At 44.8% G+C, this 21280-nt stretch carries 31 protein-coding genes; 29 read left to right on the top strand and 2 right to left on the bottom strand.

Annotated elements, in window-relative coordinates:
* Positions 1–76: 76 nt before the first annotated feature.
* The 29 genes from AC3WU2_RS09120 (at position 77) to AC3WU2_RS08980 (ending at position 19705) form a co-directional block, all read left to right on the top strand.
* A complete protein-coding gene (locus tag AC3WU2_RS09120; protein ID WP_492453399.1) occupies positions 77–691 on the top strand; it encodes a dienelactone hydrolase family protein in 615 nt (204 codons plus the stop codon).
* The gene (locus AC3WU2_RS09115) at positions 672–1595 is read left to right on the top strand and encodes a hypothetical protein (protein WP_492453397.1); all 924 of its coding nucleotides are present in this window, start codon (positions 672–674) and stop codon (positions 1593–1595) included. The genes AC3WU2_RS09120 and AC3WU2_RS09115 overlap by 20 nt, the downstream gene beginning before the upstream one ends.
* A gap of 331 nt (positions 1596–1926) precedes the next feature.
* A complete protein-coding gene (locus AC3WU2_RS09110; RefSeq protein WP_492453395.1) occupies positions 1927–2532 on the top strand; it encodes a class I SAM-dependent methyltransferase in 606 nt (201 codons plus the stop codon).
* A gap of 293 nt (positions 2533–2825) precedes the next feature.
* Entirely contained in the window at positions 2826–3092 is a 267-nt protein-coding gene (locus AC3WU2_RS09105; RefSeq protein WP_492453393.1) for a CD3324 family protein, read from the top strand.
* A gap of 139 nt (positions 3093–3231) precedes the next feature.
* The gene (locus tag AC3WU2_RS09100) at positions 3232–4281 is read left to right on the top strand and encodes a phosphotransferase enzyme family protein (RefSeq protein WP_492453391.1); all 1050 of its coding nucleotides are present in this window, start codon (positions 3232–3234) and stop codon (positions 4279–4281) included.
* Between the two features lie 18 nt (positions 4282–4299).
* Positions 4300–5277 (top strand): GNAT family N-acetyltransferase, encoded by a 978-nt coding sequence (locus AC3WU2_RS09095; protein ID WP_492453389.1) that lies wholly within the window; start codon positions 4300–4302, stop codon positions 5275–5277.
* Between the two features lie 259 nt (positions 5278–5536).
* On the top strand, positions 5537–5770 hold the full coding sequence (locus AC3WU2_RS09090) for a hypothetical protein (RefSeq protein ID WP_492454023.1): 234 nt from the start codon (positions 5537–5539) through the stop codon (positions 5768–5770).
* Between the two features lie 25 nt (positions 5771–5795).
* Entirely contained in the window at positions 5796–6188 is a 393-nt protein-coding gene (locus AC3WU2_RS09085) for a hypothetical protein (protein ID WP_492453387.1), read from the top strand.
* A gap of 307 nt (positions 6189–6495) precedes the next feature.
* Positions 6496–7329 carry a P-loop NTPase family protein gene (locus AC3WU2_RS09080; protein WP_492453385.1) on the top strand — a complete coding sequence of 278 codons (834 nt, stop codon included), beginning with the start codon at positions 6496–6498 and terminating at the stop codon, positions 7327–7329.
* 13 nt (positions 7330–7342) lie between these two features.
* The gene (locus tag AC3WU2_RS09075; RefSeq protein ID WP_492453383.1) at positions 7343–7930 is read left to right on the top strand and encodes an O-methyltransferase; all 588 of its coding nucleotides are present in this window, start codon (positions 7343–7345) and stop codon (positions 7928–7930) included.
* Between the two features lie 80 nt (positions 7931–8010).
* Positions 8011–8625: a bis(5'-nucleosyl)-tetraphosphatase (symmetrical) YqeK gene (yqeK, locus tag AC3WU2_RS09070; RefSeq protein WP_492453381.1), complete on the top strand. Its 615-nt coding sequence runs from the start codon at positions 8011–8013 to the stop codon at positions 8623–8625.
* Between the two features lie 15 nt (positions 8626–8640).
* The gene (locus tag AC3WU2_RS09065; protein ID WP_492453379.1) at positions 8641–9558 is read left to right on the top strand and encodes an NUDIX hydrolase; all 918 of its coding nucleotides are present in this window, start codon (positions 8641–8643) and stop codon (positions 9556–9558) included.
* Positions 9559–9580: 22 nt separating this feature from the next.
* Positions 9581–10198, top strand: a complete 618-nt coding sequence (locus tag AC3WU2_RS09060; protein WP_492453378.1) for an NUDIX hydrolase — start codon at positions 9581–9583, stop codon at positions 10196–10198.
* Between the two features lie 49 nt (positions 10199–10247).
* On the top strand, positions 10248–10403 hold the full coding sequence (locus AC3WU2_RS09055) for a hypothetical protein (RefSeq protein ID WP_492453376.1): 156 nt from the start codon (positions 10248–10250) through the stop codon (positions 10401–10403).
* Between the two features lie 16 nt (positions 10404–10419).
* A complete protein-coding gene (locus tag AC3WU2_RS09050) occupies positions 10420–10944 on the top strand; it encodes a YfiT family bacillithiol transferase (RefSeq protein WP_492453374.1) in 525 nt (174 codons plus the stop codon).
* A 115-nt stretch (positions 10945–11059) separates the two neighbouring features.
* The gene (locus tag AC3WU2_RS09045; protein WP_492453372.1) at positions 11060–11605 is read left to right on the top strand and encodes a GNAT family N-acetyltransferase; all 546 of its coding nucleotides are present in this window, start codon (positions 11060–11062) and stop codon (positions 11603–11605) included.
* Between the two features lie 26 nt (positions 11606–11631).
* On the top strand, positions 11632–12171 hold the full coding sequence (locus tag AC3WU2_RS09040) for a cysteine hydrolase family protein (protein WP_492453370.1): 540 nt from the start codon (positions 11632–11634) through the stop codon (positions 12169–12171).
* 32 nt (positions 12172–12203) lie between these two features.
* Positions 12204–12710, top strand: coding sequence for a GNAT family N-acetyltransferase (locus tag AC3WU2_RS09035; RefSeq protein ID WP_492453367.1), 507 nt, complete (start codon positions 12204–12206; stop codon positions 12708–12710).
* The gene (locus AC3WU2_RS09030) at positions 12711–13610 is read left to right on the top strand and encodes an aminoglycoside phosphotransferase family protein (protein ID WP_492453365.1); all 900 of its coding nucleotides are present in this window, start codon (positions 12711–12713) and stop codon (positions 13608–13610) included.
* Between the two features lie 69 nt (positions 13611–13679).
* The gene (locus tag AC3WU2_RS09025; protein WP_492453363.1) at positions 13680–14093 is read left to right on the top strand and encodes a GNAT family N-acetyltransferase; all 414 of its coding nucleotides are present in this window, start codon (positions 13680–13682) and stop codon (positions 14091–14093) included.
* Positions 14094–14207: 114 nt separating this feature from the next.
* Positions 14208–14708, top strand: a complete 501-nt coding sequence (locus tag AC3WU2_RS09020) for a 2,4'-dihydroxyacetophenone dioxygenase family protein (protein WP_492453361.1) — start codon at positions 14208–14210, stop codon at positions 14706–14708.
* 45 nt (positions 14709–14753) lie between these two features.
* Positions 14754–15182 (top strand): NUDIX domain-containing protein, encoded by a 429-nt coding sequence (locus tag AC3WU2_RS09015; protein WP_492453359.1) that lies wholly within the window; start codon positions 14754–14756, stop codon positions 15180–15182.
* Between the two features lie 16 nt (positions 15183–15198).
* Positions 15199–15411 (top strand): helix-hairpin-helix domain-containing protein, encoded by a 213-nt coding sequence (locus AC3WU2_RS09010; protein ID WP_492453357.1) that lies wholly within the window; start codon positions 15199–15201, stop codon positions 15409–15411.
* A gap of 243 nt (positions 15412–15654) precedes the next feature.
* Positions 15655–16191 (top strand): orotate phosphoribosyltransferase, encoded by a 537-nt coding sequence (gene pyrE, locus AC3WU2_RS09005; RefSeq protein ID WP_492453355.1) that lies wholly within the window; start codon positions 15655–15657, stop codon positions 16189–16191.
* Between the two features lie 12 nt (positions 16192–16203).
* Complete coding sequence (locus AC3WU2_RS09000; protein ID WP_492453353.1) at positions 16204–16923, top strand: hypothetical protein; 720 nt, start codon at positions 16204–16206, stop codon at positions 16921–16923.
* 29 nt (positions 16924–16952) lie between these two features.
* Positions 16953–17600 carry an HD domain-containing protein gene (locus AC3WU2_RS08995; protein WP_492453351.1) on the top strand — a complete coding sequence of 216 codons (648 nt, stop codon included), beginning with the start codon at positions 16953–16955 and terminating at the stop codon, positions 17598–17600.
* Positions 17590–18603 carry a phosphotransferase enzyme family protein gene (locus tag AC3WU2_RS08990; RefSeq protein WP_492453349.1) on the top strand — a complete coding sequence of 338 codons (1014 nt, stop codon included), beginning with the start codon at positions 17590–17592 and terminating at the stop codon, positions 18601–18603. The genes AC3WU2_RS08995 and AC3WU2_RS08990 overlap by 11 nt, the downstream gene beginning before the upstream one ends.
* Before the next feature lie 44 nt (positions 18604–18647).
* On the top strand, positions 18648–19127 hold the full coding sequence (locus tag AC3WU2_RS08985; RefSeq protein WP_018757252.1) for a DinB family protein: 480 nt from the start codon (positions 18648–18650) through the stop codon (positions 19125–19127).
* A 2-nt stretch (positions 19128–19129) separates the two neighbouring features.
* Positions 19130–19705 carry a histidine phosphatase family protein gene (locus tag AC3WU2_RS08980; protein ID WP_492453347.1) on the top strand — a complete coding sequence of 192 codons (576 nt, stop codon included), beginning with the start codon at positions 19130–19132 and terminating at the stop codon, positions 19703–19705.
* A gap of 90 nt (positions 19706–19795) precedes the next feature.
* Here the strand turns inward: AC3WU2_RS08980 and AC3WU2_RS08975 are convergent, their stop codons facing one another.
* On the bottom strand, positions 19796–20542 hold the full coding sequence (locus AC3WU2_RS08975; protein ID WP_492454021.1) for an amino acid ABC transporter ATP-binding protein: 747 nt from the start codon (positions 20540–20542) through the stop codon (positions 19796–19798).
* 16 nt (positions 20543–20558) lie between these two features.
* Positions 20559–21218, bottom strand: a complete 660-nt coding sequence (locus AC3WU2_RS08970; RefSeq protein ID WP_492453345.1) for an amino acid ABC transporter permease — start codon at positions 21216–21218, stop codon at positions 20559–20561.
* Between the last annotated feature and the right edge of the window lie 62 nt (positions 21219–21280).

Raw genomic sequence — 21280 nt, 5'->3', positions numbered from 1 at the left:
TGAGCAAGGCAATATGTCCCTATTGTAAATGAAATCTGAACTTCTCGTAAATTTATTAAGAAAGCAGTGACATGCCATGAACATAGAAACTCGAAAAAACGCACTCGTCATCATCCTTCACGAAATATATGGGGTCAACAATCATATGCACTATTACCGGGACATGTTGGTTCAAGAAGGTTATGCCGTGCTTATCCCTGATCTGTTACATGGTCAAGCATTTACATATGACCAAGATGAGCAAGCGTATCATTATTTTGTGAATGAGATTGGGTTCGATCAAGCGGCTGCTGAAGTGAAGCAAATGGTGCTCGCGAACCGGGAGCGTTATGATCGAATCTTCTTGATGGGCTTCAGTATTGGGGCAACCCTTGCGTGGATGAATAGCGAAATTGGTGTAGATGGCATCATCGGATTCTATGGATCGAGAATTCGAAATTACGTGGATATTGTGCCGGAATGCCCTACTTTATTGTTCTTTGCGAGCCATGAGAAGTCATTTGATGTATTGGCGTTAGCGGAGAGACTTCAAGGGAAAAGCAACACAACAATTGAGGTAATCGAAGGCGAACATGGATTTATGAATCCGTTCCATCCAGCCTATAAATCGGATGAATCTATGACATGTATAGCGGTGACCAAGGAATTTCTTCACAAGGAGGTTTCTAGCGTTGGAGCGAATCAACCATAAAGTCGAGTTGGACAACTATCATTTTAGCGGCTTAGAGGCATCACAGATTGGAGCTCTTCTATCTGTTCTGAACTATTACAAGGTGCCTACTTCCGCATCATGGATCTATGGTATGACAGGCATGGCTTTTCTTCTGGTGCATGATCACGAATTCAAACAACCGAATGCTGGTCCTCCAGATTCGGAGATATTCAAGCTAGCGCGCAATATTGGATTGGACATAGAAGGGGTACACACATACGCGGATCAAGATCAGTTCAGAGCGCTTCAGCAAGACATGTGGCATCAAGCTCACACCGCTATTGATCAGGGTTACCCTGTTTTTGCGAAAAATCTAGATATTGAAAATCAAACCTCTCTTGTCTATGGGGTGGATGCAGAGGGGTATTATACACACTCGTGGCATGGTGGTGAGGGACATGAGAATTGGGAGGATGTCATTCCGTGGGATCGGCTTGGTCTTTCTTATTGTCCATGTCGTTACTGTCGCAGCCGCAGCGAAACTCTAAATCCTATTGCCAGTGAACCAAAACTCATCTCATTACATTGGGCGAAAATAATCCCAGCAATCGAGCCATTGGATGCGCTAAGAGAAGCCCTTCAATTCGTCATTGCCTTGAATCAGCAGGGTGTGGTGTCTTGGCATCACCATACGTATGTTGTAGGCGAACAAGCATACATCGGGTGGATGAAGGCGCTTGAGCACAATAAAATAGAGAAATATTATTTTAGCCTCACCCTCGAAGCGATTGCGGATGCAAGAAGAAATGCCGTTCACTTCTTCAACGAATTGAAGGATTTAGGGCTTGGAATCTCTTCAGATCTGATCAACGAAGCGATGGAAAAGTACACTCAGATTGCAGCGCGTTATACGCATTTGGTTCACAAGTACCCTTATGAATAGCCGCGTGAATTGCTGGATGACATGGACAGACAAGCGTGCATCGAGATCTTGCGGAAATTGATGCAAGACGAGAAGCAAGCGCTTGGAATCCTCGTGAAGCTGCTTGAACAGATCGAGACGATAGGGTGAGATGATGTATGGCGTAGTCATTCATTTCGATCCGAATACAGAACAAATCATCAAGAAGCTCTGGACTGAGCTAAGGGACAGAGGGATTTCAAACTATGTATAACAATCAATCGAGTCCTTTATCTCAGCCCATCCAGAAGTGTACTAAATAGACATAGCATCGCATTGACATAGTAGCTGCTAACTTCGTGGAGGTGTCATCGTGGACAAAGACAAGCTTATACATAAATTCGATAAACAGGCACGCGTGTATGATCGCAGAAGGAAGAACGCCTCGGACAGAAAATGGAGGGAACCACTGGTATCTTGCGCTTATGGCAAAGTACTAGAGATTTCTGTTGGCGCGGGTGCTAATTTTCCATTTTACCCGAAGGGTGTGGAAGTCACTGCCGTGGATTTCAGTCACGAAATGCTGCTATCCGCCCAAAGGGGCGCTGCGGAACATCGCCTGAACGTAGAATTTATTCGTGCAGATGTTGAGTCTCTATCATTCGAACCGAATACATTTGATACGATCGTGTCGACGTTATCTTTTTGCGGTTACGAGAATCCTCTGGTCGTGCTAGCTTCATTGAATGAGTGGTGCAAACCTGACGGGCAGATCCTTCTGATGGAGCATGGTGCAAGCTCCAAACCGATGGTTCGGCATATGCAGAACCTCATCAATCCCATGTTCCGGCGAATGGTAGGCTGTCACTTGAACCGAGATACAATGGGCATGCTGCAGCATGCAGGCCTTAGCGTAGAGCGGGAAGAGCACCATTGGATGGATATGATCCATTTGGTATGGGCACGTCCTAAGAAGTGATCATGATTCTGTAGCAATTTATTGAAATCATATCCTACAGAGGAAGAAATATGTTATAGTTAAGGGAATTTATGGTTGATTCACCATCAACATGAGAAAGGAGGCTTCGTATATGTGTTTAACCAGATTTATACTCAGCTCCATGCAAGTCTATATTACGAACAACGGCGGTTGTTTGTGTGGAGCTGTAAATTAATAACCGTCATCCATTGATGCATGAATGCATGGTCATGTTCGTCATATAGACTTTGCTACCTTAAAAAGCAATATAAATTTTAAGGAGTAGAGCGAATATGAAATATATCAATGCAGATGTTGTCCTTCCCGATCATTTACTGAAGGAATTACAGAAATATGTGCCAGGCGGCATGTTATATGTCCCGAAGCCGGCAGGGCTTCGCAAGAAATGGGGCGAAAAATCGGGGAGCAGGGTGTACCTTAGCTGTAGAAATGAAGAGATTCGTCAGAAGTTCTCGGTGGGTACCTCGATCGATCAGCTGTCAGACCAGTTTTGCCTATCCTATGACAGTATTAAGAAAATTGTATATTCAAAAAAGTAGTTCATAGAAGTCACATTGGATGTCATGCTAATGTGGCTTTTTTGTGCATAGAACAGTTTGAACTGTTTCCTGCCTATATTTGTCGTTATTTCCTTATTTATAATGTTGAGATAACCAGACTTCAAAGCGGGGGTACGACATGCAAGATTTTTTTCAAATGGACACGGATGAGAAACGGTCATCCTTATTAGCAAGGGCAAGACAAGTCGCTCTGTCCGCCATGGAACAATACCATTTAGCGTGGGAACACATTACATTCATTCAATTATCCGACTCGATTACGTATAAAATAGAAACTTCTTCAGGAGAAACGTATCTGCTTCGCATTCATGCCGACCGATGTACGAAGGAGCAAATCCGCTCCGAGCTTATTCTGCTGCAATTCCTTAGTCAAGAGGCTGGGATGACGGTACCTACGGGGCTGGCGAGCAAGGATGGAGCCTGTATTTTGGAGGTAGCTACGGAAGAGGGCTATCGAAGTCCTTATGTCACCATCATGCGCTGGGTGGAAGGAGAATCGCCGTTAGGTGAGATGACAGATAGCGATGCCTACAATATGGGCGTCATGGCGGGCAAACTGCATGATGCTGTGGCGCAATTCAACCCTCCAGGTCATTTTGTTCGACCAACATTGGGTGCAGAGAGTTTTAGAGAAGAAGTGGCTCGATTAGAGACCTATCATGATCGGTTTCTATCGGATGCAGCTTGGGGGATGTACCGGTCTGCTGCGGATCAGATCTTAGCTTCCCTCGCGGATATAAATAAGAATAACGATAACTATGGTCTTATCCATGGAGACTTGCATACCGGGAATATCGTGTTCCATGATGGTATACCTTTTCCGATCGATTTTGGCCGCTGTAGTTACGGATATTATCTGTATGACGTGGCCAGCACGATCCTTGGCTTATATCCGAAGCATCGAGCCATGTTCATGCAAGGCTATCTGCAGATTAGAAGCCTGACGGAGGAAGATCTTCAGCATTTGGAGACTTTCTTTGTCATGGTGCTGATCGGAAATTATTCGCATCATGCGGCAAATCCAACAGAAATAAGCAATTTAATCGGTGAACAACTCTATGCGCAAGCGATTATCCGGGATTTTTTGCGAGTAGAGCCGTTTCTATTTCAAGAGATTAAGCCGGTGGAGATCGAGAGTGGATCTTCGAATGCGACGATTATTATATAGGATAAGAGGAGAATCTCGATGAATATTTTTATTCGACCGATGGTCGTTCCTGATGATTATGATGATGTAGCGAAATTGATCAATGTCATTGCATCGGAATTGGTTACTGCTAAAGATTTAGCGGAGGATGATGCACGAATTCCTGCTGTCGGTTCGCTAAGTCGCGATGAAGAAGGACGGTTAACCGGGCATGATCGACCGCGTTGGATTGCGGAAGACGGTGAGGGGAGAACGATTGGATATGCACATGCATGGCGTGCGCCGTGGTCAGCGCCAGGTGTGTTATATGAGCAAATCATCGTGGATCCAAGTGAACGGAATCAGGGTGTAGGGTGTGCGCTCTATGAAGTGCTAATGACGTATACGTCGGAGGTGCAAGCGAATCGCGTGATCTCCGATCTTCGAGATGATGATCCGGGTTCCTTGGCATTTACAGCCAAGCGAGGCTTCACACAAGAGCGGCATTTGTTCGAATCATGTATTGAATTATCTAATTTCAGCAGTGAGTTATTAGAGCATACCTGTTTCGATAACGATTCCTTACAAATGGTATCATTAGCCGATCGGCCTGGTGAGGCCTTTGAACAACGATTATATGAGTTGTATCGATCGACGCACGAAGATATTCCTGGCTTTGAAGGGGAGTACATGTGGTATAGCGAATGGCGCAAGTGGACGCTCGATAAAGAGGATTTTGACAGGTCATTGGCATTGTTGGTCCTCGATGAGGATCGCCCGGTTGGCGTCGTACAGCTTACGGCACATCCAGAATCGGAGAGTCTGTATAACAGCTTTACAGGGGTAGATGGTGCGTATCGAGGTCAAGGAATTGCTAGAGCGCTGAAAATACAATCGATTCGTGAAGCGTTAAAGCGAGGCTATCGTTATATTCGCACGAATAATGATTCGCTCAACGCGCCGATGCTGAATATCAATCGAAGCCTTGGATACCAACCGGTTCCTGGGTATTACATGATGACGCGTAACATCGAGTAGCTATAGTGAAAATAGAGACTACCGTGTATTTGCGCAAGAGATAATGGTTTGAACACAAGGCTCGATGTCTTTCCTTTGAAAGGCAAAGGGTCTTTTCTTGCAGCAAGTAAACACTTTAAGGAAATTTAGGGTTTGTTCCCGTAGTTGCGGTTTTTAACCATATGTTATAATTATCCTTATGGTGAACATTATGTTAATTTAGGGATATCCCACATACCATGTGGGTTTATTTGTTATCACATAAGAGGAAGTGTTCAATATCAGTAATATTGACAAACGAAACAGGCTGGATGAAGAAATATTCACTTACAAACAGACGAAGGATAACAAAGTGTTTATCTATTGGATGGGTAAGCAAGTGACGATTCTATCCGGGAAGCATAGCGAGAAGTTTATGGCGAGAATCGCGAATACGGATTTCAAGGAAGCCCAGTTAATCATGGCGAAAGTCACGGGGAATTTTAAACGCGGGAATGAGAAGGACAATAAATAATAAAGACGTTCACAGAGGTGAGTTTATGAAGTTCGTGCTCAAGGGATGGAATCGTTATGTGCTCTTTATTTTTCTTACGGTTGGATTGATTTTTCTAGCCTCTTATGGAATCAGTTATTATTATGAATTCGTATATTCGACCGTGACCTTTGTAATCGGATTAATCGTATTGCTGATTGGTATTTATGGATCAATGCAGGGAAGGTCCTTTGGTAATCGAATGGTTGGGCTTGGGAATGCGTTTAACTCAATCCATTCGACAATAGAGCTAGAGCGGGAAATGCAAGAGATTAAGCGCCAAGGTTCGTACATGTATACATTAGAAAATAGAGTGATGAGATTTCGGCGCGTGCCGTTCGCATTGATTATCTCGGGGCTGATTAGCTTTGGGATTACTTATTTTATTGGCTTAGCTTAAGAAATACAAAAGTTGAAAACTCGCCTTGCATCAGTAATGGAGCATTCTTCTGTTCAGAAGAATCATTCAAGATGAGCCTGGACGGGTTTTGTTTATTAAAGGAAGGTTGAACATTGTGAATCAACGAAGATTGCTTGGAAAAGCTAGATGGATCTTTCTTTCGCTGGGTTTGGAACTATAACAAGCAGACCAGACAACAGGTGCTGCAACGGCTTGAAGGACTGGATTCCAGTAAACGTATATTCGTATTGAAGAATCGAAGAGATGTAAGAGAGCTGATAGAGCAGCTTCAGAAGGAGTAGTGCACATGAACCCAACAAAACTCATTTTAGTCGAAGGTATACCCGGATCAGGGAAAACATCTACTGCCCAATATATCAAGGACAAGCTTGATATGGACCAGATTTCGAATCGTCTATTTCTAGAGGGAGATTTGAATCACCCGGCTGATTATGAATCAGTGGCATGTCTGGACACAAGTGAGATAGAAATGCTTCAGAGGAAGTACCCATTGTTTATGGAAGCGATAGCTCCCTTTATACAAGTCGTCGATGCATATCATCTAATCTACTATGGAAAGTTTCAAGAACAACATCCTATCGATATGGATCAGGATGCCATGGAAGAAATGCGTAGATTCGATATATATAATTTATCCGTTGATACATATCAAGAGTTGATAGCACGCAGGTGGCAAGAATTCGTTACTAATGTTCAGCAGTCCAAGGAGATCGTTATCTTAGAATGCTGTTTTCTTCAGAATCCAATAACAATGATGTTCGGTCGGCATAATTGTCCCCCATCTGTGATAAGTGAGTATATCAAGAGATTAGAGGCTATTATTCAGCCGTTAAGTCCGAAGCTAATTTACTTCTATCAGGATGATATTCGAGCCTCATTAGATCGAGTGATCCAAGAACGATCGAAGGAATGGTTGGAATACTTCATTTGGTATTTCACAGAACAGGGGTATGGAAAAGCTAATGGGTATCAAGGGCTGACCGGGCTATGTGAAGTGCTACAGAAGCGTAAACGCTATGAGTTAGATATCATTGATCAACTTGATCTATATAAATTGGTCATTAATAATTCGGCACGCGATTGGGATGACGTCTTACAGAAAATAAGAAAATTTATCTAAACACGGAGGGATCATGATGGAAGATCACAACAATATTCACGTTCCTGCTTCAACTTCAAACCTTGTTCAGAAGGCATCAGAAATCGGTTTTATAGCCTCATGTGATGAACTAACGGGAAGTTTCCTTCGGATGCTTGTAGCGTCCTATAGACGTGCAAATATCCTTGAATTGGGTACTGGGGTAGGGTTTTCGACCGCATGGATTCTGGAAGGCATGGATCAAGATAGTCGATTAATAACCGTTGAGATGGATGAAGTTTGCGCAGCCATTGTGAGAGAGATTTTAGGAGATGATCCGCGGGCAACCTTTGTGACAGAGGATGGTGGGCATTTTATCGAAAAACATACGAATGAGCAATATGATGTGATTTTCGCAGATACGTGGCCCGGAAAATTCTATCTTATCGAAGAAGCGCTGAACATGGTAGCTCCCGGGGGATTGTACATCATTGACGATCTGAATCCGCAGCCCAATTGGCCAGAAGGTCATGGTTCCAAGGTAGAGGCGCTTATCACGTATTTGGAGACGAGAGAAGATTTCTTCATGAGCAAATTGAACTGGTCCACCGGATTGATCCTGATGACAAGGAGAACTGCATGATCTTGTTGACGGGACGGCCGCGCACATAGGGATCAGATTGTAGAAGAAATAGCAGAAAATATTTTTAAAGGAGTGTACTTATGAAATTTGTATTGCTGCCTTTTATCGAAGGATTTAATCAAACGGGTGACTTAACGCAAGATATCACGTACTTTTTTCAGATGAACGATGACCTCAGAACGTTAGAGCATACTTTCCAGGTCGCGAGAGAAGCTGAGCGCATTGCTGGGTTATATGGATTAGATCCAGAGCAGGTTGTTCAAGCCGCACTGCTTCATGATATTAGCAACGTTATTCCGATTTCTACGATGTTAGATGCAGCTGAAGCGCTGGACATTGAAATTCTCGATGAAGAACGGAAATACAATCGAAGTGTACACCAGAAGCTATCCAGCTGTATGGCGCGTGAGATTTTTGGCATTACAGATCAGGACATATTGGATGCCATCGAGAGCCATACAACACATCAGGCGAATGCGAGTCTTATTGCCAAAATATTATTTGTCTCCGATAAAATTTCATGGAATCTACCTGGGGAACACCCGCATTTACAAGAGATGAGACGCCATGTGGATGCACTCGAAATCGATCAAGCGATACTGATCTACCTCAATCAGATTTGGGAGCAAAGGCATAAGCTGAAACTTGTACACCCTTGGTTGATCGAGGCGAGGGAAGAGCTGCTGAGAAAGTAGGTGCAAGGAGAACCTATGAAACTAATTAAAGAAATCTATCAACAGGGTGCGAAATCACCAGATACAGAAATGCCGTACCGCATTCGAAAAGCTGCAAGAGCCATCGTATGGAACGATGCCAAGGAAATGGCGCTCATGCACGTGTCATCGGACGGTTATTATAAGCTCCCTGGTGGAGGAATCGAAGCGGGAGAGAGCAATGAGGAAGCGCTTCGACGCGAGGTGCTCGAAGAAGTTGGCGTTCAGATTGAAATCTTGCAAGAACTGGGATGTACAATTGAATACCGAGATCATATTCAACAGCTTCAACTCTCTTATGGCTATATATCGCTGGTTCAGGGTGAGATAGGGCAGCCTTCTTTTACAGAACTAGAGCAGAATCTAGGATTTAAGCTGGTTTGGGTCACAATCGAGGAAGCTGCACGACGATTGAAAGCGAACAAACCCAATCATTTGATCGGTGATTTTATTGTTGCGAGGGATCTTGCATTTATCGAAGAAGTGCAAATGCATTATTATGCCTATGGCGGCATTGTTTTTAATGATGATGGTCAAGTTCTTATGAGAAGCCCAAGTGGTCATTGGGGCGGATATATCTGGACTTTTGCCAAAGGTGGGGCTGATCCGAGTGATCGAACGCCTGAAGAAATTGCCCTGCGAGAAGTGTTAGAAGAGACAGGGTACGAGTGCACTATCATCGCTCAGATTCCAGGAGAGTATGTGTCGGATACATGCACGACAAAGTATTTTTTGATGAAGCCGACAGGTGTAATAACGAATTATGACTTCGAGACTCAGGATGTTGCGTGGTGTGAACCAAGCGAAGCATTCGGAAGGATCCAGCTAACCAGGACACCAAAAGGAGTAGAGCGAGATACCCAAGCCCTGAAAAACGCAATCGAGACGCGGAAACGATTCATCGTATCAACATAAGAGTGTATGAGGAGGTTTCAACATGCAATTAAAATGGTTAGAGTGGGCGAAGCAGATCCAGGCCATTAGTCAGAACGGTCTGGCATATTCCAAGGACATCTACGATCTAGAACGATTTCAACAATTGAGAGATCTAAGTATCGAGATTATGCGAGAGTATGCTGATGTGGAGTCTGAACAGATTCGGGCGCTTTTTGCCAACGAGACGGGGTATGCAACGCCGAAAGTGGACGTACGTGGTGTTGTTTTTAGAGAGAATAAGATTCTGTTGGTGAAAGAACGTCTGGACGGAGCATGGGCATTGCCTGGGGGTTGGGGAGACATTGGTCTATCGCCGAAAGAGGTCGCTGTCAAAGAAGTATGGGAAGAGTCAGGATTTGAAGTTGAAGCGGTTCGTCTCCTAGGCGTGATCGATAAGAAATTTCATAACCACCCGCCTTCACCGTTTCACGTCTATAAGTTGTTTATTCTGTGCGACATCATTGGCGGTGAGGCCAAAGAGGGGATGGAGACGCTGCAGGTCGCATTTTTCGACGAGGAGAATCTACCTGAGCTGTCAACGGAGAGGAATACGGAAGAGCAAGTGAAAATGTTGTTTAGCTACCTTCGCAATCCTGGGCATGACGTATTTTGTGACTAGAATGTTTGGTGAGGAAGTGAGATTATCTAAAGGGAATGAGGGATGAGCAATGAGTTTTTCGTGGGGATTAGCCATCATCCAACTATTATGGATCTTAATCATTGGTGTATCTATTTATCTGCTGGTGCTTCTAATCAAGCTTGCTCGTCGAGGGATCCAAGCACTTGATAAATATATTGCAGACCGACCAACACGGAATACATAGGCGTATGGAGAATAGAATGCTAGACCCTATACGGTTTCCAATCGGTCAGTTCGAACCAACAATACATATAACGGATGAAGATCGTAACAATCTGATCCATCAGATCCCCGAAATGAGCCATCGATTGAGAGCAATAACACAGGATCTGTGTCCAATTCAATTGGACACACCCTATCGGCAAGAAGGCTGGACCATTCGGCAAATCATTCACCATCTCGCAGATAATGATATGAACGCCTATCTTCGATTCAAGCGGGCATTGACGGAAGATGAACCGATGTCGAACACATATCGAGAAGATCTGTGGGCGGAGCTTCATGATTATCAGCAGATTCCTATCGAAGATTCAATATTTTTGCTTGAGCTGCTTCATCGGCGTTTTTACATCCTTTTGCGTGGAATGGAGCCTGTGGACTTTCATAAGAAGCTGCGAACTGCAGTGTTAGGAAGCATCACGTTGGATATTGCGCTCCAACGATTTGTATGGCATAACCGCCATCATATGTCCCAGATCGAATCATTGATTGACAAATACAGCTAGGAAGTGATCTCATTGGCAGATGCATTAACGCATAAAATATATACGATGTGTACGGACGTAAAAAGCTACGTTGATGTCAACCAAGTGAGTTCGATCCAGAAAGGGGAGTGTACCCATGCCTAGACTTATCGGAGATCGCATCCTACTAAGAGAGTATCGTCGGGAAGATATTCATTGTATAAGGCAATGGTGTAATGATCCGGAGATCGTAGATAACTTATCGGATATTTTCTTATATCCCCATACGATGAATGCATCGGAGCAATATTTGAACAGCATTTTAGAGGGGAAGACAGATCAGAAGGGATTTGTCATCGCGCTGAAAGATACAGAAGACTATATCGGACAAATTGATTTATTTCATATCGATTGGAAGAACCGATCTTGCGAACTCGGAATCGTCATCGGGATGAAAGATTATTTAGGTCGTGGGTTTGGTGCAGAGGCCATTCGCCTCGTACAGGATTTTGTATTTCATCGCATGAATTTGAATCGTATTCAGTTAGAACTGCATGATTTCAATGAGCGGGCGTACAAATGTTATGTGAAATGTGGATTTAAAGAAGAAGGTCGATTTCGAGAAAAATGTTTCGTAAATGGTCGGTACGTGGACGCGATTAATATGAGCATTTTGCGGAAAGAGTACGTTGAACGAGTATAACAATCATCTTCACGAAGAGGTGAACTATGAGTACATCGAATCAGCAAGCATTAATTATCATTGATGTCCAGAATGCAATGTTCGATCCATCGGACCCAGTCTATCAGGGTGAAGCATTACTTCACAAGATTCAGGGTTTGATCACCAAGGCTCGCTCTAATCACATACCGATTTTCTATGTGCAGCATGAGGAAAGGGAAGGTACGCCGCTTGAACGTGGTTCGCAGGGGGGGTTGATTCACCCGTCTATTGCGCCGCAAGAGACAGATGTGATTATTCACAAAGAAACACCGGACTCCTTCTATGAGACGAAGCTAAGACAAGAACTGGTACAGCTGGACATTAACGAAGTTATCCTCGCGGGGATTCAGACCGAAATATGCGTAGACACGACATGTAGAGCAGCTCGCAGCCAGGGTTTTCAAGTCACGTTAGTGAAGGACACGCATAGTACATGGGATTCTAACGATCTTACGGCGGACCAGATTATTCAACATCATAACAATGTATTGCAATGGTTCGCGAGCTTGAAGAATGCGGATGAGGTCACTTTCGAAAATATATAAGCAAGATAACGATCAGGAAAGTAGGGATATCAATGAACATCCAGTGCCGAACCATACATGAGGGCGATCCGGCAATCATCTCTAGTGCATTCGCAGAACAGGGTTGGGACAAGCCGCAAAGCTTGTATGAACGATACGCCCAGGAGCATCAGAAGGGCGAACGCGTTACGATCATCGCTGAGGTGGACGGTGTTTTTGCGGGATACCTGAATGTGCTGTGGCATTCGACTTATCCATCTTTTCGATCACAGGGGATTCCTGAGATTAATGATTTTAATGTCCTCATCCGATATCGCCGTCAAGGCATTGGTTCTATCCTAATGGATCAAGCAGAAGCCGTAATCAAGGATAGATCAGCTGTAGCAGGAATAGGTGTGGGCCTATTCTCCGATTACGGGAATGCTCAGATTTTGTATGCGAAGCGCGGTTATATTCCAGATGGGAAAGGCATACATAACGGGGAGAAATATATCGGGTACGGAGACCATGTTCAGATTGACGATGATATTGCTCTATATTTAACGAAGGAATTGCGGTAAATGAAAGCTACTATAGAAAATCTACAACGCTTGTTCTATGAACCAATTGAGGAGGTTCGCACCCTTGACCCGGGCTATTTAGATCATGCGAGTGACGTGTGGTTGGTTCGAACGGAATCTCAAGAGGTCGTTGTGCGTTCTTCTCGGTTGCAAGCTGAGCCGGATTGGGAGTTTTGGTGGGGCTGCAAGCATGTTTTTGGGATTGATCCTCGTGCGATGTTATATTTTGAGGAAAACCTGAAAGTTCTTCATCCCATTCCAGAAGTCCCGGCACCACAAATCATTTCCTCAGACAAGATAGATGGACGAGATTACCTCGTGGTGGAGAAAATGAAAGGAAATGGGCTGCAGTCCTTCAAGGGTCAATCGAGAGAACTACTCTATCAATTAGGTGTTTGGCTGGCCAAAGTGCATGCCAATACCTACGATTTCTATGGAAATCTTGCGAGAACGAAGGTCGGGGAAAAGGTTGATTTTCATCATCATCTATCTCAGGCCATGACGATGATTGTGGAGAGGGAGCACGCGACAACATCCCTTATTCAACAGAGCTTAGAATCAATCTTGTCCGAGTTAGAGGAACTCCCTTTACCAGAATATTTCTGCCCCGTGCTAGTAGATATGGACCCCTCTCAATTCTTGATGGATAACGGGAGACTCTCGGCGATCGTAGATGTTGAGGCATATGTCGTTGCACCGAGGGAGTTTGATTTTATTGGACTCGAGTATATTTTGGATCGCAGTGCAGCGGATGCATTTATTCAAGGCTATACGACGATTCTAGCGCCTCCTGAACTATCCAAAGTTCGGAGAGTATACAGATATTTTTATCGATTGCTTGGCGTACAAGGTTCTGTTGAATTAGATCAATGGCTCGCGCAGCCAGTATTGTTCAGGTAATCATTGGCAACCGAGTTGATATTTAGATTCAACAATGCGAAGAAATAAACGGCGTTAGGGGGAGATCTTATGGATGTAGTATTTGATGATTTTCTGATCAGTACGGATCGATTGAAATTGGATCTCGATAGGATATATCAGTTGCTCTCGACGACATATTGGGCTGACAAAAGACCCGTGGACAAGGTGTGCAAATCGATTGAACATTCGTTATGCTATGGCGTGTACCAAGAGAATCGGCAGATTGGTTTCGCGCGTGTCATTACGGATTTTACGACAACCTATTGGCTATGTGACGTGGTGATCGATTCCGAGTTTAGAGGGCAAGGCATTGGCAAGAAGCTCATTGACACGATCATTCATAGCGAGGATTTACAAGGCTTATCTGGATTTCTAGGGACGGCGGATGCGCATGGACTTTATGAGCAATATGGATTTGTGAAGGACGACAATCGATTTATGGTTCGGCGGCCTCAAATTTGAAGGTGAGGGAAGTCCGATTTGCCATTGAAAAGGATATCGAAGGGATAGCTCGTGTTCATGTGGAGAGCTGGCTGTCCACGTAAGTCGCACTCGGTTGGGAAAGGATGAAGAAGCATGAGACAGCTTATTAAAGATTCCGTCATACAACTCGCTGAACAATTACAATTACCGGAGAAAGTTATCCATCAGGATGACTTGCCGTGGGTGCCTTTTGATGAAGGTGAAATGAACTGCTATTTCAAGCCGTTAAGGTTTGATCTGTCGACAGGGACATGGACGTATTTATTCCGAATCAAACCAAACAAAAAATTAACGCGTCATCGACATACCGGAGGTAGTGTCATCGGGTATCATCTGAAGGGGCAATGGCGGTATGAAGGACGGGACTGGATCGCAACGCCGGGTACATTTATTTTTGAACCGCCTGGAGATATTCATACGTTGATAACGGGAGATGAAGAGGTAGAGACGTTATTTATTCTTGGCGGGGCACTGCAATATTTTGACGAAAATAATCAAATCATTGGCCAAGACGATGTCTATACGGTGCTGATGAAGTATCGAAATTACTGTGCAGAACATGGGATTTCAATTCAGGAAGAGTTGATCTATTAGAGGTTTATAAGGTTATAAAAAGAGGACTACAAGGAGTAACATGCCGTGGTAATCAGAAATTCCGTCAAAGCAATCATTATTCAAGACAATAAATTACTCGTAACTAAGCTGCAGGACGAAGATGGAATGTATTATCTACTACCTGGTGGTGGACAAGAAGTTGGAGAGAAAATGCATGACACGGTGATCCGAGAATGTATGGAAGAGACTGGCTTTGTTGTAGAAGTTCAGGAGTTGATGTTCATTCGAGAGTGCTTCCTCGTACCAGACATCCATCGTGTGGAAATGATGTTTCGATGCCATGTGATTGGTGAGTCACAGATAACGAACATGGATCAGAACCAGCTAGGCGTTGAATGGATCAATATGGATCAGATAGAGGATGAGCCATTATTCCCAGCTGAGCTTCGAACACGAATAAAGCGATCTCATTTGAATATGGAGCAGCTTGTTTATTTGGGTGAAATCCATTAGTTATGGAGGAGTAACGATGAATAAGAAGCTTACGAGTCCAAACGATATCCCTAGCGGTCTATCACAGCCTGCACTACGAGCCCTTGCGAACGCAGGGTTAACGAATTTAGAACAAATTTCAAAGCTATCATTAAAAGAGTTTAAGAATCTGCACGGTATTGGCCCAAGCGCAGTAAAACCGATTCAAGAGGCTATGGAAGCGAAAGGTTTGTCTTTCTTGGAGCAATGATTTGTCCAAGCTCAAGCATGTACTCAACCAGACTAGTAGCAGGAGGGCACGAATATGAAAATAAGCAAAGCCAACGCAGACCATTATCTATGGGGAGCATCTTCAATCGTTCTGAAACAGACATCGAGTTTCTGGTGATCTCGCAACCAACGTCTTCAGGGGATCGGGTCGTTGTAGATTAATTAAACATTGGTTATTTCTGGATCATATATTATAATATATGGAAAATATCAGGAGGAACCTATGAATCTATCCAATCTTGCTAGAGAGATTTACGAAGTCGCACACCTGACAGGGAGCTTTACACTCAGATCGGGGCTAGTCTCACAGGAGTATTTCGACAAGTATCAGTTCGAGGCAGAACCGCGTGTTCTAGATCGAATATCGCAAGCATTGGTTGAACTTATTCCTGAGGGAATAGAAGTGTTAGCAGGTCTTGAAATGGGGGCTGTACCCATCGCAACAGCATTATCGTTGAAATCCGGGATCCCTGCAGCATTTGTTCGGAAAAAAGCGAAAGCCTACGGCACCGCGAAATTGGCGGAAGGTGCAGCGATTCATGGGAAGCGGGTTTGCGTTATTGAAGATGTGATCACGACAGGCGGGCAAGTACTCCTAAGTACGCAAGATTTAAGAGAAGCAGGTGCAATCGTCAAGGATGTGATTTGCGTGATCGAACGTGATCCTGAAGGTCGTCGGAAATTGGAAGAAATCGGGCTCCACGTGCATACGTTGTTTAAGATGGAAGATTTAATCGAGGCGGGTAAAACAACATCTTAAGGAGTCTGAATAATGAATGAGCTAGAATTATTCAATAATATGCAAGTGATGAACCTTTTACGGACAGCATGGCAATATTATATCCGAAACTTCCATAAGATCTTATGTATTATATTGATTATCGCAGTACCTGTGGAGGGGCTTATCTATTATTTTTTTCAAGATACGATGGAAGGTAAGGTTTACGGTCTTCAGATTCCATTAAACTTAATCATGAGTGCATTGTTGACCATCATTCCATCGACAATCATCTGTATGATGTTCCCGAAGATCGTGAATGGCGAAGAGGTAGAGCTTAAGGAAGCATTTCGCAAAGGACTCAAATATTGGCTCAAACTCACGGTCTATGTGTTTATTGTAAGAATTATCGCTGCGTTAGGGTTACTGCTTTTCATTATTCCAGGGCTCATCTTCGTGGTACGTATGCTCTTCGTGGATTATATTATTATGCTGGAAGGCACCTATGGCAATAACCCGATTAAACGAAGCAATGAGATGATTAAGGGCAGGACAGGAGAATTTATGCTAATCATGGTGGGGGTCGGCATCGTTCAATGGGGACTCGACTTTGTGTTTCGAACGTACATTCATCTGGATCCATGGCTTCTCTCGCTAATCTCAGGTGTGATCTCAGAGCTATTCATAGAGTTCATGACAGTACTGTTTCTGATCGCCTATCTCTACATTCGAAAATACGAAAATCCAGAGCAGATTATAACTCTCGACGAATAGAAGGAAAATGACATCAAAGGGGGTGGCACATGCGCAGGAAGGAAGGACAAATGATAGAACTTGCCGAGCAATTTGCCCGGGCGTTCTTAGCGTCGGATCCGAGCGGGCATGATTGGTGGCATGTTCATCGTACTCGCAACTTAGCCCTTGAGATCGCGGATCGTGAGCATGCGGATGCTTACATTTGTGAATTGGCAGCACTGCTGCATGATGTAGCGGATGTGAAGCTTAATGCATCGAAACAAGAGGGTTTGGATCGTGTACGAGATTGGCTAGAGCGTGTGGGGGAAGACCCGGCGGTCATTGCACCGGTCATGGAGATCATTGCGAACATGTCTTATAACGGTGGACGCAATGCACCGATGACGACCATTGAAGGTCAGGTGGTGCAGGATGCGGATCGTCTAGACGCGATCGGTGCGATCGGGATTGCGCGAACTTTTGCCTTCGCAGGGTCGCGTGGGCATCTGATTCACGAGCCGGGGGAGCGTCGCTCGAGCACGAAGACAGCGATCGCCCATTTTCACGAGAAATTGTTGAAGTTACAAGAATTAATGAATACGGGCTATGCCAAAGAGCTCGCAGCAAACAGACATCAGTTCATGGAGGCGTTCTTGCAGCAATTCCATGCGGAATGGTCAGAACATAGGGAGGAAGACAGAACAGATGATTCCTGAAATTAAGGCATTATATACAGATCAAATTTTACATGATGCAGCTCGTCGTTATGGTGTCGAACCGGAGGAGGTTCGATCGCTGGGTGGTTTTGAGAGTTTCGTCTATGAATTTACGAAGCAGGGCGAAGATTATGTTCTCAAAATAACACATACCCTGCGCAGAAGCGTGAATTATATTCGCGGGGAAATCGAATGGGTGAATTATTTAGCAGATCAAGGCATCAAAGGCTCCCGCGTGGTTCCATCCGAACAAGGGAATCTCGTCGAGGAAATTGCTGCAGATCAGGGCTCTTTCCTTGCGTTTGTCTACGTCAAAGCACGAGGATCAGCTATCACGGCGGATGTGTGGGATGAGCCGCTATTCGAGCAATGGGGCTCCATGCTTGGCCGAATGCACCGTCATACGAAGGATTACGAAGTAAGCTCTCCGTTTATTCAGCGCCAGACGTGGGATCAAGAGGAACAATTGCGAGCCGACAAATATTTGCCGGCAGATGATCCGGTCACTGGCATCTTAGAGGAACGATTGAAGACTCTACGCTCTCTGCCAATAACGCGAGATACTTATGGTCTCGTGCATGCGGACCTTCATCAGAAAAACTTCTTCATCGAGCATGGCGATATTTATCCATTCGATTTCGACGATTGTGGTTATACGTATTTCGTTAATGATATCGGAATCACCTTATATTATGCGATGCGATATGCTCCTACGAAGAATGATGACATGACTGATTATGCGCGTACATTTTTCCGTTGTTTTATGGAGGGTTATCTGCGGGAAAATTCAATAACAATCGAAGAAATTGCTTATATCCAAGATTTCATTAAGCTGCGCCACACCCTGTTGTATATTGTATTCATTCAAGTTGGCTACCTGTCGAGGGAAAATGAGGAGCAGCTACAGAGATTATTGCAGCATCAACACGAAGTCATCTCCGAAGAACCGTTAGTACCGCTCGATTTTGTCGCCGAATTCCGCCAATTGCAGGAGTTATCGTAACAAGTCAGTGCCAATAGACTAAATAATCGATAGGGGTTGAGCGCATGAGTCATTTTGTATTTAATCAGCAGCGTTTCGTTCGTCAAATGTTGTTAAAAGTGGTTGATGGCGTTTCCGAGGAAATGGCGAATCAAGTTCCTGATGGGTTTCGGAATCATATCCATTGGAATTTAGGCCATATTTATGTCGTGTTCGAACGATTCGCATTTCAAAACATTGGACTTCCGATGCAGCTTCCAGAAGGCTTCAAAGAGCAGTTCGAGAATGGTACGTCCCCCCTTACGCGACCGGAGTCGGTTCGTGTTCCGAGCCTTGAAGAACTGAAGCAGCTTCTAGCGCAGCAGAACGAGCGAGTTCAAGCAGCGCTTGAACATCGTCTGCAGGAACCCATCGATCCGCCATATACGACATCAGCGGGGATGGTGCTCGCCTCTCCAGAGCAATTTCTAACCTTTAATTTATTTCACGAAGGCATGCATTTGAACACGATTAGACAGTATAAAGTGCTGCTTTCGCAATCCTAAAGGTGAACAACATCCGAACGAATATCTACATGGTGAGGCATGCCGAGTCCCCTTTTCGATACGGAGAGGAACGCACACGAGGCATTTCCGAAGCAGGGGCTCAGGCAGCAAAACGGGTGGCAGATATTCTTCGCAACGAAGCGATTGATGTCGTTGTCTCGAGTCCGTACGCCAGAGCTATCCTGACGGTTCAACCTTTGGCAGATCAGGCGAATCTGCCGATTCTTCCGTACGAAGCATTGCAAGAGCGATTCGTCGAAGGGCATCATCATGTGTCGTGGGAAGAGAAAAAACAGGCGGTTGCCAAGTCATTCGATGATATCGACTATGCGATGGATGGCGGGGAATCGACGAGAGCAGCACAGCAGCGAGCCATTCCCGTGATGGAAGAATTGTTGGCTACCTATGGCGGCAAGAACATCGTGATCGGGACTCATGGCAATATCATGACGGTCATCATGCACTATTATGATTCGAGTTATGGATTTGATTTCTGGTACCAGACATCGATGCCAGATATTTATCGCATGACTTTGGAAGGGAATCGGCTCCAGCAGATAGACCGATGTTGGAATTGAAGATGCTCATAGCGAAGCGTCTTGCTTGATGTACCTGTAAATGAATCAACAAAGACCTCTCCATCAGAATCCATTGGAGAGGTCTTGCTATTAAGCATAACTGCTGTTCAAGAATGCTCGTGTGCGTTCCGATTGCGGGTTCGTGAACAATTGCTCCGGCGTCCCCTGTTCGATGATTTCTCCGCCATCCATGAATAGGACCCGATCCGCGACTTCTCTCGCGAAGCCCATCTCATGAGTGACGACGATCATCGTCATTTGCTCTTCTGCCAGCTGCTTCATGACTTGCAGAACTTCGCCCGTTAATTCCGGATCCAGCGCGGAGGTCGGTTCATCGAAGAGTAGAATGTCCGGATTCATCATGAGTGCACGCGCGATTGCTACACGCTGCTTCTGCCCGCCAGAGAGCTGCGATGGTAAGGCGGATGCGCGTTCGGACAGTCCGACCTTTGCTAGTAATGCCGTACTTCTGCGCCGAACGGCGTCTGCAGACTCACGCTTGACCTGCAGTGGTGCGAGCTCGAGATTCTGTGTCACCGTCAGATGCGGGAATAGATTGAAATGCTGGAACACCATTCCCATCCGTGAGGTGATGTCTCGGATTTCTTGCGCCTTCCCATAAGTTCCTTGCTGAACAAGGGGTTGACCTGCAATCCGAATGCTGCCCCCTTGCACTTCTTCGAGATGAATCAGGCTGCGCAGCATCGTGCTCTTTCCTGAGCCAGAAGGTCCAATGACCGCGATCACTTCATTTGGATTCACGTCAAAAGAAATTTGTTTCAAAACTTCAACCGTTCCATAAGATTTCTTCAATTGAGATACTTCGATAATCCCCATATTCGCCATTCCTTTATTAATCAAATTTCAACCGGCGCTCCAGCCATTTGAAGAAGAGGGTCAATAGGAGCGTCATAAGCAGATAAATGATCCCCGCATAGATGTAGGGCATCAATGTAAAGTCACGATTCACAGCGGTCTGTGCAAAATGTAATAGCTCCGGTACGGCAACCGCATAGAGCAGGGCGGTATCCTTCACGAGGGTAATCGATTCGTTCGATATAGCCGGCAATGCGATTCGGAACATTTGCGGGAGAATAATACGTATGAGTGTTTGTCTGCGATTCAGGCCAAGCACTTGAGCGGCTTCGTATTGTCCTTTGTCAATTGCGAGAAGTCCGCCTCGGAATATCTCAGCATAATAAGCCGCGTAGTTCAGAATGAAGCCGAGGCAAGCGGCGACGAACCGATCTAAGACCAAGTATTGGCCTATGCCTGGAATCATCGGGAGTCCAAAGCAAATCACTAACAATTGTAAGAGCAGCGGTGTACCGCGCATCAGATAGATATAGATTCCGGCCAGACGCGAGAGGAGCTTCACGCGGCTATTCACGGCGAGTGTAAGTAGAAACCCTAACGGAACAGAGACGATAATGGCGATGAAGAATAATAGGATCGTCATCTGTGCGCCTTCCAGCAGCGGTTTTATAATTTTGATGAAATAATCGGTAGTCATAGCGTACATTCCTCTCCAGGTGAAACTAATACATACGTCATCTGAAACAAAACAGGCTTTCT

The organism is Paenibacillus sp. EB106-05-06-XG162 (assembly GCF_058791655.1).
Note: the sequence above shows the minus strand (reverse complement) of the source record. Positions and strands in the feature narration are given on the sequence as shown.